This is a genomic window from Mycetocola sp. TRD_SC_2 (genome assembly GCF_055361225.1).
Genome location: NZ_CM143954.1, coordinates 1,147,426 through 1,159,919 on the forward strand (window position 1 = coordinate 1,147,426; position 12,494 = coordinate 1,159,919).

Genomic DNA, 12,494 nt, shown 5'->3' on the forward strand with positions numbered 1-12,494 from the left:
CGCTGCCTCATCTCCGCTGGTCGGGTAGGCCGCCTGCGGCCGTATCGAGACCCGCGACTACGCCCTCAACTCGAGCTGCATGACCGCGCGATCCGGCGTCGGGCGCGATACTTCGCGAAAGCCATGCGCTTCGAACTGCGACACGATCCCGTAGTACAACTCAGCGGATGTCACCTTCGTGCGCTGAGGCGGATCCACCGGGTACCCCTCCACAAGCCGTGCCCCTCCGCGACGGGCGTGCTGGATCGCACCGCCGAGCAACGCCCGTCCAATGCCACGTTTGCGGAACCCGACGCGCACAACGAAGCACGTCACAGACCAGACCGACGGGTCGTCCGACGCTTCAGGACTCCCACTGATCACCCGGGTGCGGTCCAGGCGGCCATAGTTCGGGCGCGGTTCGACAGCGCACCAGCCGACCGGTTCACTGTCCAGATACGCGATCACGCCGGGTGCCGGGTCGAGCTCCTTCACCTGCTGTCGAAGGAGCGGTTCACACGTTTCTCGACTGGCGGCCTTCCACTCCTCGGTACTCATTTTGAAGTACTGGCACCAGCAGCTGGACGGGTCGCCGCGGGTACCGAAGACTTTCTGCACGTCGTGCCACGGAGCATCCGCTACCGAGACGATATCGATGTTCGAGGTGGCTGGAGCCGTCATGGCCAAAAGCCTAGAGGAGGGCTCCAGAGAGAGCGAGGGGGCTCCCATTCGGGCTCGATCCCTCGACAGGGATGGTCTCGTGGAAAACGCTCTGCACCAGCCCTTTCGCGGGTCGATGACCTCGTCGCAATGTCAGTGGTTCGTCGGACAATTGACCCATGGAAAACCTCCACGAACCACCAAATGAGGCGAGTGAGGCGCTCTTCGCAGCGCTGCAGATTGCCGACGGCGTGTGCGTGGTCGGCGCACCGAGCCGCGATCTCTCCCGGGCCTCGGCAAAGACTGTCAGCTGGACTGAGTTCCTCGCTACCTGGCTGTCGCCGGCAGCGCTGAACATCGGCAACCTCGATCCGCCTTACAGCGGCGAACTTGCCAACACCTGCACGAGCATCGTCGACGAGATTGCCAAGGTCGATAGGTCCGTGGCACGTCAACAAGCCCTCAAAGTTGAATTGATCGATGAGGCGCGTCGGGCGTCTGAGGCGACCCTGCACGGGGTCAAGGTTCTCGGTTCGGATTTGTCGACGACGCAACAGCAGGATATGGCGCGTCGCTCCCTGGTAGCCGAGTTGGCGTGCGCGATGCGGATGCCGGAATCCACTGTGATCGGCATGCTCACCGAGGCTGAAGCCCTAATGCACCAGTTGCCCGCGACGATGGCGGCTCTCCGCGAGGGCCAGATCTCGTACCGCCACGCGCAGGTTCTGATCGACCAAACGAAGACTCTCTCGCGAGAGGCGGCGCTGGTGTTGGAAGAACAGGCCCTCGGGCTTGCTCGTACGCTGACGGTCGCAAAGCTCCGCGTGAAGACTCGCCGGTTGCGGGAGCACCTCGACCCGGAGTCCATCGCAGCCCGCGTCGTTAAGTCGGAGCTGGACCGTCGCCTCGAGTTCGAACCTGGCGACGACGGTATGGCCTGGCTCAGCCTGTACACGACCGCTCCCGAAGCTACGTCGATTTACACCGCAGCCCGCGAGTACGCGATGGCAGTGAGAAACCCAGAAGACCCGCGAACTCTCACGCAACTGACCGCTGATGTCTTCACCGATGCTGTGTCCGAGGGGCTTTCCGGTGAGATCGTCCTTCCCGTCTCGATCAAACGCGGCGAGCCAGACACTCGACTCGGGTCAGGAACAGCTTTTGGGAGGATCCGCCCGACGGTTACCGTCACTGTGCCCGCATTGACGCTGCTCGGACTTACCGATGAGACGGCGACGCTCGAGGGGTACGGCCCCATCGACGCAAACACTGCCCGAGCTCTCGCGGGCCAGTCCAACGTCTGGTACCGGATGCTCACCGACCCAACAACTGGTGCACCGACTGCCTTCGATGGCACCAAGTACCGTCCGACCAGCCCAATGAAGCGCTTCTTGCGTTACCGAGACGGTACGTGCCGCTTTCCCGGCTGCAACCGGGCAGCACAACACTGCGACCTCGACCACACGATCGATTACCAGTTCGGTGGGCCCACCGAATGCGAGAACCTGGCCCACCTCTGTCCCAAGCACCATCGGTTGAAACACCAGAGCACCTGGCAGGTTCGACAACGCGGCGCAGGCATCCTCGAGTGGACGTCACCGAGCGGGCGCAACTACGTCACCGAACCGGAAGTCCTACTCACGCCGCCCGAATTTCCGCGGCCCGAACCGCCACCGCGGCAGGCGCCGCGGATGCCGACAAACCCGGTCGTGCCTGACGTCGACGAGATCCCGCCGTTCTAGCCCTTAACGGCACCCTGCGTAACGCCCTCCATCACCCAGCGCTGGGTGAACAGGTAGACGATGATCGCCGGCGCCATCGCCATCAGGTACGACGCGAACGACACGTTGTAGTTCGTACTGAACTGGGTCTGGAAGATGTTCTGCACGACCGGGATCGTCTGTTGCGAAGCATCCGCAATGATGAGCGACGGCATCATGAAGTCGTTCCACGAGGCAAGGAACGCGAAGATCGCCACCGTCGCGCTCATCGGCGCGAGCAGCGGGAAGATCAGTTGCCAGAACGTCTGCCACGTCGTCGCGCCGTCGATCCGGGCGCTCTCCTCCAGTTCGAGGGGGATCGAGCGCAGGAACGCGGTGAACAGCAGGATGCTGAACGACAACTGGAACATGATGTGCAGGATCGTCACACCCACCGGGTTCGCGAGCCCGACCAGACCGGTGAGCTGGATCTGGGGGAGTGCCACTACCGGGAATGGCAGGAACATGGCCGCGAGCAGATAGAAGAACGAGTACCGGAACAGCCGGCGCTCCCAGTTGCGCACGATCGCGTACGACGCGAGCGCGGAGAGGAGGACAGCTCCGACAACCGAACCGAGCGTGACGAGCACGGAAATCGTGAACGTGACGGGGAAGTTGGTGAGTTCCCACGCCTCGGCGAAACCGGAGAAGTCGATCGGTGACGGGAGCGAGAACGCATTGCCGTCGACGGCCTGCTCGGTGGTCTTCATCGACATCGAGATGGTCACGTACAGCGGGAGCAGCACCGTCAGCGAGCAGAGGAACAGAATGATCATGACCGGCCAGTTGGTGGTCTCCTGCCCGACCTTGCCGCGCTTGCGGCGGCTGGACGACCCGGTGGCTGTCGGCGAGGAACCCGTCGCCGGAGCGAGCGGCTTCGTGCTTTCCTGTGTCATGAGAGTGCCGCCCTTCCGCGGGTGAGCCGGAGTTGAAGGATCGAGATGACGACGGCGATGATGAAGAAGATCGTCGCGTTCGCCATCTGGTAGGCGTAGTCGCCGCCGGTGAAGCCAGTGAAGATCGTCATTGCGATGCTGCGGGTTGCCGTGCCGGGCCCACCGTTGGTCAGACCGACGATGACGTCATAGGCATTCAGGTAATTCTTGAACCCCAGGATGACGTTGATCAGCACGTAGCCGGCGACGAGCGGGAGCGTGACCGAGCGAAGCCGGACCCAGGCACTTGCGCCGTCGATATCCGCCGCTTCATAGACCTCACCGGGGATCGACAGCAGCCCGGCGATGTAGATCAGCAGGGCACCGGGGATCGACTGCCACGTGGTGACGATGACGACGCCGAGCCAGGCCAGGTTCTCGTTCGCGAGGATCGACTCAGACAACCAGCCGATCCCGGCGGCCGATCCGAAAGCCGGAACCGAGTTCGAGAAGAGGAACTTGAACACGAACGCGATGACGATGCCCGAGATGACCATGGGGATGACGAAGATCGCCCGCAGAGGCGTCTTCAACCGGATGCGGGATGTCAGCGCCACCGCCAGCAGGAAAGCGATCACGTTGACGAGGATCACCGTGACGATCGCGAACCCGAAGGTGAAACCGTAGCTCGACAGGATCGCGGGGTCAGAGAAAACCGCGATGTAGTTGGTGAAACCCACCATCTGCCAGTCACCGAAGCCGATGAAGTTGGTGAAGCTGTAGAAGATCCCGAGGAGCGCCGGAAGCGTGATGGCGAGGGTGAACAGAATCAGGGTCGGCAGCAGGAACAGGTAGTAGACCGGGTCGACCCGGGGTTTGCCGCGCTTCGAACGGGAACCAGCGATGTGGTCGGTCTGCCCCTGTTCCGCCTTGTCGACGAGTGAGCCCGCTGAGGCCGACGCCGGAGTGATGGGAGTGGTCATGTCGTTTCCCTCCTGATGCTTTCCGTCAGTCCCGCAGGGCCAGTCGTGCCCAGTCGGCGTCGAGGCGGCGCAGCGTCGAGTCGATGTCGGCACCGGTCGCGATCGCCTGGACGTAGTTGGCCGTCGGGATGCTCAAGTGCACCCGCTGCGACGCACCCAGATAGAAGCGCCCTTCCTCGTAGTACTTCTGCATGCCGAGGATCCGCTCATCGGTGACGGGCGCAGCATCCGTCGTGGTTCCGAAGCCGAGGTAGGTCGCGTTGTATTCGTCCAGAGTGTCTTTCTCCATGAGGAAGGAGACGAACTGTCGCGCGGCCTCCTGAGCATCGCTGATCTCCGGGACCCAGAGCGCCAGGTCGAGGTTCACCCGCACCCTGAGGTCATCGGGGTCGTCGGTGACGGGCAGCGGGAAGGTGCCGAGATCGAGATTCTCGTTGGTCTTCGCGATCTCACCGAGCGCCCACGGGCCCTGCATCAGCATGGCTGCTTCACCGTTCGCGAAGGCGACGTTGCCGTCTCCGTAGGTGCGACTGGCTGCGTTTCCGTTCGAGTACGCGGCGAGCTCCACCATCTTCTTGACCGGTTCCTTCAGTGTCTTCTGAAACGAGACGGGAGCGTCGGGGCCGACCTCGGTTCCGAGTTCGTTCATCTGGTCGAAGAAGTCGGCAACGTCGATGGAGCCGCCGACGGTGTAGTCGAACAACCCCTGCGCGACCGTCCACGGCTCCTGAAAGGTGCTGTAGATCGGTGTGATCCCGGCGGCTTCGAGGGTCTCGCAGACCTCGATCATTTCGTCCCAGGTCGTCGGCACCTCGATGCCGTTCTCTTCGAAGATCTCGACGTTGTAGATGACGGATGCCGCAGCGATGGAATAGGGAAGCACGCTGGTGCGACCGGGATAGGTCGCGTATTGGTCGACAAGCTCCTGCACCTCGGGCCGGATGCGCCCGGCTTCCTCCATATCGGAGAGGTCGGAGAGCGCACCGCGTTCCATGAAGCGCGACATCTCCATGTTGTAGTTGAGCAATCCGACGTCGGGCGGGTTGCCGCGGAGGAAGCCGGCGGAGAGGTTTGACGCGGTGTCGAGCTCCACTTCGACTTCGGACTGCTGCTGATTGAACTGGGAGACCAGATCGCGGAAGTACGGGATCGCCTCCGGTTTGCTCATGTGGAACGTGATCTCGGTGGGCCCGCTGCCGGCGTTGGCGCAGCCGGTCAGTGCCGCTGATACGCCGAGAATGCCCGCCATCGCGAGGCTGAACCGCGTTGCGAATCGTTTGCTGTGGAGCACGTCGTTGTCCCCCCTGTTTCAGGTGGGGTAATACTGCTCCCGCGACGGGGGAAAGTTCAAGGCCTTGTTCGGACCGATTTCGTCACAGTCTGGCAGCCGGCCGTCGGGGTTAGTTCTTCGCGGTGGGGTGGTCCTCTTCGTGATCTTCGGGGTGGTTGTTCGGGCTGGACGCGAAGAGGTCGAGGCCGAGCCGCCGGCTGAGGTAGGCGGTGGCGCGCTGCCCGCGCACGCTGTTGCCGGCGTTGTCGAGGCGGGGGGAGAAGGTCGCGATTCCGCCCTTTCCCGGGGCGACGGTCATGATGCCGCCGGTCACGCCGGACTTGCCCGGCAGGCCGATGTTGAAGAGCCATTCACCCGACCGCTGGTACAGCCCGCTCGCCGCGAGCACAGCGAGGGTGTCGTGGCAGACCTCTTCCGACACGACTTTCACTCCGGTCACCGGATTCACTCCACCGTGGGCGAGGGTTGCTCCCATCACGGCGAGGTCGTTCGCCGTGACGAGGAGTGAGCACTGTTTCGTGTACGTGTCCACGATTTCCAGCGGGTCGGAGTCGATTCTGCCGTAGCTTTCGAGCAGGTGGGCGATTCCCTGGTTGCGCTGGTTGTGGGCGCTCTCTGATTCGTAGACGTCCTGGTCGACCTCGAGCTGGCGGCCGGCGAAGCGGGAGAAACCGTCAAGGATGCGCTCCCACTGGGCATCCGCCGTCTTGCCCGGGATGAGAGCGGTGGATGCCAGTGCTCCCGCGTTCGCCATCGGGTTCATCGGGTGGCCGTCGTTGAGTTCGATCGCCATAACGGAGTCGAAGGCAAGACCGGTGTTGTTGACACCGATGACCTCGAGGAGTTTCTCCGGGCCGAGCTCTTCACACGCGAGTGCCCAGACGAACGCCTTGGAGATCGACTGGATGGTGAACTCGTGGTCCACGTCGCCGATGCCGTGCTTTGACCCGTCGATCTCGACGACCGAGATGCCGAAGAGCTCGGGCTTCACCTTGGCGAGGATCGGGATGTAGTCCGCGACCTTCCCGTCGTCGGTGTCGACGCTGCGGTCGTAGGCATCCTGGATCGCCTCATCGACGAGGTCGCTGTCGGGCGGCGCTCCGGTCGAGACCGAATACGGTACCGCGCTGACGTCGAGATCGATGTCGTCGAGGTCTACATCCATGATGGCTCCTAAGCGTCACTTCATATTCTCCTGCACGCAAAGGGAGTCGGTATGCGCACGGGAGAATTCGGGCCGATGGGTTGCGGAATGGCCGGCCGTGCCCGGGGCGTCAGGTGATCGGAGGGGCCTCGATTGTCCTGTAGCATTGACGAGGTTGCCCGAGAGGGTGACTGGTCGCGGGCTGTGGCGCAGCTTGGTAGCGCACTTGACTGGGGGTCAAGGGGTCGCAGGTTCAAATCCTGTCAGCCCGACCAAATGTCCCGGAAACTCAAGGGTTTCCGGGACTTTTTAGGTTAAGAGATTTGATTGAGTCATCACTACGTCATCACTTTGAGCACTTTTCAGCCGCTGACCCGGCCCTGTCGTCCGGGGCGCTGAGGTCGGTTTCGGTCCCTCCCGATCGTCCGGGATCGTCGTGCGCACCTTCTGGGTATGAGCATTCACGACGAACAACCAACCTCTCCTCCCACCGACGAGTGGGGCCTGGAGCCTCTGATGGACATCCACGAGCTGGCGGCCTATCTGGGCATCCCGATCTCCACGGTCTACGACTGGCGGGTGCACGGCAAAGGCCCCGCCGCCTACCGGTTCGGCAAACACCTCAAGTTCGCGGTCTCCGACGTGCGGGCCTGGATTGCCCAGCAACGCGAGCCCACCAGCGAGACCAGGCACACCGATCGGCGGTGAGCTGAGATGGCCCGGCAACGGTTGAGCATCGGCACCTTCGGCGACATCAGCACGCGCCTGTCACCGGCCGGCCGATACTTGGCGCGGACCCGCTACCGCGACTGGGACGGTCACGCGCGTCTCGTGCAGGCCAGCGGCAGCACCGCCAAGGCTGCAGAACTTGCGCTGAAGAGCAAGCTTGCCGACCGGGACCTGTTCCAACCCGCCGACACGACTCTGACGCCGGACAGCCTGTTCAGTGATCTGGTGACCTATTGGTTGGAGGATATCGATCTGGAGGGCCGGATCTCCCGGACCACCCGGAACCTCTATGAGCGCAATATGCGCACCCTCGTCTCGCCGGTCTTCGACAGCCTCGCCCTGCGCGAGATCGGTGTGGCACGGTGCGACAAGTTCATCAAGCAGCTGTCGAAGATCTCCTACAGTCGTGCCAAACAGGCCCGGGTCGTGCTGCGGTTGGCGTTGGAATTGGCGGTGCGGCACGAGGTCCTCCCGCGCAACCCGATGGACCACGTCTCCCGCCTGCACCGCGAGCCGCATATCCCCGATGCGCTGATGGCCCCCGAGGTGAACACGATCCGCGCGGCGATCGCCCAGTGGGAAAGCGCCACCGACCACATCTCCGGGCCGAAGCCCGACGGCCAGCTCGGTGCGATCATCGAGGTGATGCTCGGCACCTCAGCACGGATCGGCGAGGTGCTGGCCGTCCGCCGCCGGGACGTCGACGTCACGAGCCCGGTGCCCTCCATCCGACTGGCCGGCACGATCGTCAGCCGCAAAGGTGAGCAGACGTTCCGGCAGGATCACCCCAAAACCGCCAGATCCACTCGCGTTGTCGCCATCCCCACCTTCACCGCCGACGCAGTCCGCCGGCGGCTCGCTAAGGTCGGAAGTCTGGGTCTGGACGAATTGCTGTTCCAATCGCGGGACGGCACGCCGCTGACGACCGCGAACGTGCGCCGACAACTGCGACAGGTACTCGAGGGAGCGGGTATCAAGGGAGTGACCCCGCACATGTTCCGCCGCACTGTTGCCACTGCGGTCAACACCAACGCCAGCATCGAGCTCGCCTCAGAGCTGCTCGGCCACACGGACACAAAGATCACGGTGCAGCACTACATTCAGCGCAGCGAGATGGTGAACCCGGCCACCGCCGCGCTCCTCGACCGGGCGTTTCCGAAGGATGATGAGTGAACGCGGTGCTGCCACGGTGGCAGCACCTTTCATCCCGGGCGAATCAGTCACCCGAAGGCAACTGATTCTTCACCGGCTGTTCGCGATGGATGTCGACTTATCGCGGTGCCGCCACGATTGCGGCACCGGGTCTTCTGGGGTTTTATTGGCGAGCGTCGACCACGGACCACGGTGGTGCCACGGTGGCACCACCGTCTCTTCTGGACTTGTGCCGAAAGCCGGAAAATCAGGTCCTGGATGCAACGTGCGCGCCTCCTCAGAACTACCTTCCATTGTGCGCCGAGGATCGGGCGTTTGCAATCGCTCGATTCGCGAAAGCGGAATCCTCAACGGTGAAGGCTAACGGTTGATCGCCAGGGTGGAGTTGGTCTTTACGGGAATGTTCTGCGTAGACGTCTCGGAACCACTGGCGCGCTACTTTATTATGCAGACGCACGCACCGTCAGTTCTGAACCAGGCCCGAGTCCAGGAACGCTCGGTAGCCCGCTAATTCCTCGACACCGATTTCCAGCTCGCCGGCGATCATCAGCGAGGTTGTGTCCCACGGCCGATTTTTCAGAGGATCGGGCGTAAGCAGAACACCGATGCTCAGTTGGTTAGGCCCGCCCGCAGAAACTCCCACTTCATAGTGACGGGTCATGAGACGCACTCGAAATAGGTCGTCTGTCATCCTGGTTTTCCTGTTCGCGATCATGAAAACCAGAAGTGGTGCGTCCAGTCGGGGCGGGACAGCGGTGCGAGTTCGCGACCGAATGGATCCTCGCGGGACCGGCGTTGCCCGCATCTCGTCCATGAACCTGAACAACACCTGCCCAAGTTCAGTCCTGTGACCAACCGGCATGCTGTCCAACGCGGCCAGCGCCTTCAACCGATTGCGTTCATCGAACGCTCCGGACAATCGGACCTGGGCGATGTCTTCGAAGATGATCCGCAACAGTAGGTGTGCGCGCTCGTCATCCGAACCTGCCGGTTCCAACGGAAGAAGTGGAACTGAGCGCAAAACGCTGCCTTCCGGCGACCATTTCGCGGGAGCGCTCGGCTCTGCGTCCAAGTCCGCAAGCGCAAGCGCAAGTTGATGATAGCGAACTGGCTCTTCACCGAGTGGAATCACTTCGTCCGCCACCCGTGCCAAGTACTCGACGACCGCGAAAGTCGATCGGAGGTGATTGAACAAGAACTCCCAGTCCCGACGCAACAACACGATCTGGGGCGCCGGCGCTTCGCCCAAGAGCGGCGTGAACCCCTCGGGCACGTCGTCGTGGTCGATGACGACCACCGACAACCAGTGAACTGAGCTCCCGTCCAACTCGAGAGTGTTACCGCGAGCGTTCGTAACCTGCATTGGAACCCGGCCGAGTTGCCTGATCGTGCCGGCCCCTTGGCGAAGGCCCTTCGCGATCGCTTTTGTCAGCCAACTTGTCTCCCTATCGGTGTTCCCTAACTGACCGTTGCGGCTCTTGACCTGGAGCACCACGGCGTGCTCGCCCACCAAGATGATGCCGTCGCCCACTTCGACTACCCCAGCGCCCTTAGCCTGCACCGCCGGTTCAAAAACGAAATCAGGGAGGCCCCAACGTGATGCGGCGCTCCGAGTCGCTTCCTCGATCGCCGCACCGGCGTTTCCCTCGCGAGGAACCGCGGTCGCCGCTCGGATTGTGCGCACGATCTGCCCCTGAGGTGTATCAATCATCAGAGTCAACGCAGAGGCCATGATATGAAACTATCGACAACCACCAACACGTCATCCAATGCCTCGCCACCATATTCGGGTGCGGCAGTGCGCGCGAGGAGCGCCATGCCCAGGCCGTTTGTACTCTCCGAGCTGCGCCGCGTCAGTAATAGTCGGACTCGTTGGGCATTTGGTCGGCCATCGCTTGGTGGTACTCCAGTTGACTGTCCTTGTGCGCTTCGAGCATGTCCATACCCGCCATGGCCATTCCGAAGAGATCCGCGAAAGCAGCGTCGAGTTTGTGGAAGTCGATGTTTTCCCATGTGTCGGGCAGATCCCCGGTGTATCGGAACGCTTCTCCTTTTCTGTCTGCTTGCGAGAGCCAAGTCAGCGTCCGTGACGCATTCGGAGGGAAACGGTCGTATCCGAAATGGAGGAAATGTTCCTCGACTTCCCCCAGAAGTGCCCCAAGCCTGTGACGGTGCTTCTTTTCAAGCCGGGCATCGACAGTCTCTTTCTGCATCTCCTCGGACTCGTCGCCGTCGATGCGACGCATCCACGCCGCGAGCAGTATGGTTTCCTTCAAAGCGAGTTCAATGGCGTGGCGGTACAGATACAGATATGGCAACAGGATGACATCGTCAACCGATTCACCCTGGAACGATGCAGCCAACCTCTGCGCTGAAGCGGCGAACTCCGTCGCCAACCGAGTATTGTTTCTCGACCCCCACTGTTGAATCATTGAAGCTTGGTCAGTTGCGGGAAATGCCGAGAAAAGCCGTGGCGAAGTCGCTGTCATGTTGTGAGCCTAGGACTTCAACCCGGAGCGACGAACGCCCAGTACGGGTGAAACGGTCGAACGGGCGACTCCCACCCCTCGAGGCCATGGTCCCATGAAGCCATACCCGTCACGCATGGATCTCGACCCGGACACGAACCTTAATAGGGGCGACTCGCTTGGCTCATCATTTAAGTTCCACAGACCACCGGCTTTCGGTCACACCGTGGGCGTCACTAGTGTTAGCAGGTGACGAAGAGGCAGGTTGTCGGCGGTGCGTTCTATGGCATCGGTGGGATCCTGTTCGTCGGCTACATCACAATCGTGACCATCGCGAGCACGGTCGAGAGTCGGCTGATCCTTCTGCCGTCTCTCCTGGCGTTCATTCTGCTCGCGGGAGCAGCCGTCTCGGGCCTCACCGGTTTGCTTGTCCAGCTCCGCGCGGCAGTGCCCGACCCCGCGCCCAAGCCCGACACCGCCTTGGCGAGACCCACTGCGACCATCACCGTGCCTGGACTAACCCGACACGGCAAGCTGCAGGCGCGCCTCAACATTCGCGATCGCTCCCACCACGTCAGCTGGATCTCTAACGGAGCGTTCGTCGGTACATTGCAGGCGGGGGCGCGAGGTGGCTTTGACGCATACGACGAGGCTCATCGTCGGGTGGGGTGGTTCCAGACCGTGAAGGAGGGTATGGCTCATCTTGAGCGCCATGCTCCGTGAGCTCCCGGCGTGCGGGCGCCTTCGTTGCGCCCGTTCCGAGCGCCGACCGGTCAACGGCTCCTAGCCGCTATCGCTGTGAACGTAGCGAGATAACGGGCGCAACCCGGGAGTTGGCCATCGAACTGGGCGTAGCTCCGCAGTCGCGCGTCCCCGTCGATCTTGTCGATCCGCTGACCGGCTGGTGGTGGGCGGAGCCGCGACGCGACGTTCTTCTCGTCCGGGCCAACATTTGGTCCTTCGAGTGGGGGCCTTGATTGCTACCGGCTTACGGGCACAACGGGGGCTTCGGTAGGGTCCCTGGACGCTACCGAAAGGACGCCGCTGAGTTTTCTATCGCGGCGAGCTGACGCCCGGGGCAGCTCTCCGTGCCCAATCCACCCACCCTTGTGGGACGTCCGTTGACGGTACCGGCTCTCGGCCAAACGTTACATATTCAGGATGTGAGCGTCCGTCCTGCGGCGATGGGTAACCCAGATTGTGCTCCAGATGTATCCCCGCCCGTCGGACTCTCAATAGCAAACGAACTAGGCGCTCCACGTGATGGGCATCGCTCTCGATCTGCCGGCCATCTCTAAGAGACCATCGAAACGTGACCCGCTTCCCGTCTGGGCGCGCGCCCCCAACGCTGATGCTGGCGTGGATCAGTAGGTCCCGCTCCTGAAGCAGCATGCGCGCGGCGTGGCACCACGCCAGCAGCCTCCGCCGCTCCACGTCGGACCACGGTGGAACC

General features: G+C 62.6%; 11 protein-coding genes and 1 tRNA gene. 5 read left to right on the forward strand and 7 right to left on the reverse strand.

The window, feature by feature from the left end:
• Positions 1-57: 57 nt before the first annotated feature.
• Complete coding sequence (locus ACWA1Q_RS05440) at positions 58-660, reverse strand: GNAT family N-acetyltransferase (protein ID WP_463760145.1); 603 nt, start codon at positions 658-660, stop codon at positions 58-60.
• Between the two features lie 158 nt (positions 661-818).
• Here ACWA1Q_RS05440 and ACWA1Q_RS05445 point away from each other — a divergent pair, with 158 nt between their 5' ends.
• Positions 819-2,381, forward strand: a complete 1,563-nt coding sequence (locus ACWA1Q_RS05445) for an HNH endonuclease signature motif containing protein (RefSeq protein ID WP_463760147.1) — start codon at positions 819-821, stop codon at positions 2,379-2,381.
• Here ACWA1Q_RS05445 and ACWA1Q_RS05450 read toward each other — a convergent pair.
• From ACWA1Q_RS05450 to glsA, 4 genes are all read right to left on the reverse strand, one after another.
• Positions 2,378-3,295: a carbohydrate ABC transporter permease gene (locus ACWA1Q_RS05450; protein ID WP_463760149.1), complete on the reverse strand. Its 918-nt coding sequence runs from the start codon at positions 3,293-3,295 to the stop codon at positions 2,378-2,380. The two genes, ACWA1Q_RS05445 and ACWA1Q_RS05450, sit on opposite strands and share 4 nt — an antisense overlap.
• Positions 3,292-4,257 (reverse strand): carbohydrate ABC transporter permease, encoded by a 966-nt coding sequence (locus ACWA1Q_RS05455; protein ID WP_463760150.1) that lies wholly within the window; start codon positions 4,255-4,257, stop codon positions 3,292-3,294. The genes ACWA1Q_RS05450 and ACWA1Q_RS05455 overlap by 4 nt, the downstream gene beginning before the upstream one ends.
• A 25-nt stretch (positions 4,258-4,282) precedes the next feature.
• Complete coding sequence (locus tag ACWA1Q_RS05460) at positions 4,283-5,506, reverse strand: ABC transporter substrate-binding protein (protein WP_463760778.1); 1,224 nt, start codon at positions 5,504-5,506, stop codon at positions 4,283-4,285.
• 151 nt (positions 5,507-5,657) lie between these two features.
• The gene (glsA, locus tag ACWA1Q_RS05465) at positions 5,658-6,713 is read right to left on the reverse strand and encodes a glutaminase A (RefSeq protein ID WP_463760152.1); all 1,056 of its coding nucleotides are present in this window, start codon (positions 6,711-6,713) and stop codon (positions 5,658-5,660) included.
• A gap of 177 nt (positions 6,714-6,890) precedes the next feature.
• Here glsA and ACWA1Q_RS05470 point away from each other — a divergent pair.
• From ACWA1Q_RS05470 to ACWA1Q_RS05480, 3 genes are all read left to right on the forward strand, one after another.
• Positions 6,891-6,967 (forward strand) — tRNA-Pro (locus tag ACWA1Q_RS05470).
• A gap of 178 nt (positions 6,968-7,145) precedes the next feature.
• Positions 7,146-7,400 carry a helix-turn-helix transcriptional regulator gene (locus ACWA1Q_RS05475; protein WP_463760153.1) on the forward strand — a complete coding sequence of 85 codons (255 nt, stop codon included), beginning with the start codon at positions 7,146-7,148 and terminating at the stop codon, positions 7,398-7,400.
• 21 nt (positions 7,401-7,421) lie between these two features.
• On the forward strand, positions 7,422-8,594 hold the full coding sequence (locus ACWA1Q_RS05480) for a tyrosine-type recombinase/integrase (RefSeq protein WP_463760155.1): 1,173 nt from the start codon (positions 7,422-7,424) through the stop codon (positions 8,592-8,594).
• 442 nt (positions 8,595-9,036) lie between these two features.
• Here ACWA1Q_RS05480 and ACWA1Q_RS05485 read toward each other — a convergent pair whose 3' ends face one another.
• Both ACWA1Q_RS05485 and ACWA1Q_RS05490 read right to left on the reverse strand, forming a co-directional pair.
• Positions 9,037-10,305, reverse strand: coding sequence for a hypothetical protein (locus ACWA1Q_RS05485; protein WP_463760157.1), 1,269 nt, complete (start codon positions 10,303-10,305; stop codon positions 9,037-9,039).
• Positions 10,306-10,426: 121 nt separating this feature from the next.
• Positions 10,427-11,062, reverse strand: coding sequence for a hypothetical protein (locus ACWA1Q_RS05490; protein WP_463760159.1), 636 nt, complete (start codon positions 11,060-11,062; stop codon positions 10,427-10,429).
• 228 nt (positions 11,063-11,290) lie between these two features.
• On the opposite strand from ACWA1Q_RS05490, the gene ACWA1Q_RS05495 reads away from it, so the two are divergent.
• Positions 11,291-11,764, forward strand: coding sequence for a hypothetical protein (locus ACWA1Q_RS05495; RefSeq protein ID WP_463760161.1), 474 nt, complete (start codon positions 11,291-11,293; stop codon positions 11,762-11,764).
• The last annotated feature ends 730 nt before the right edge of the window (positions 11,765-12,494 follow it).

Bases quoted from the DNA above. Each gene is read 5' to 3' on its own strand.
- ACWA1Q_RS05445 (WP_463760147.1), top strand. From the start codon at position 819: ATGGAAAACCTCCACGAACCACCAAATGAGGCGAGTGAGGCGCTCTTC.
- ACWA1Q_RS05475 (WP_463760153.1), top strand. From the start codon at position 7,146: ATGAGCATTCACGACGAACAACCAACCTCTCCTCCCACCGACGAGTGG.
- ACWA1Q_RS05450 (WP_463760149.1), bottom strand. From the start codon at position 3,295: ATGACACAGGAAAGCACGAAGCCGCTCGCTCCGGCGACGGGTTCCTCG.
- ACWA1Q_RS05455 (WP_463760150.1), bottom strand. From the start codon at position 4,257: ATGACCACTCCCATCACTCCGGCGTCGGCCTCAGCGGGCTCACTCGTC.
- ACWA1Q_RS05490 (WP_463760159.1), bottom strand. From the start codon at position 11,062: ATGACAGCGACTTCGCCACGGCTTTTCTCGGCATTTCCCGCAACTGAC.
- ACWA1Q_RS05440 (WP_463760145.1), bottom strand. From the start codon at position 660: ATGACGGCTCCAGCCACCTCGAACATCGATATCGTCTCGGTAGCGGAT.
- ACWA1Q_RS05485 (WP_463760157.1), bottom strand. From the start codon at position 10,305: ATGGCCTCTGCGTTGACTCTGATGATTGATACACCTCAGGGGCAGATC.
- glsA (WP_463760152.1), bottom strand. From the start codon at position 6,713: ATGGATGTAGACCTCGACGACATCGATCTCGACGTCAGCGCGGTACCG.
- ACWA1Q_RS05460 (WP_463760778.1), bottom strand. From the start codon at position 5,506: ATGGCGGGCATTCTCGGCGTATCAGCGGCACTGACCGGCTGCGCCAAC.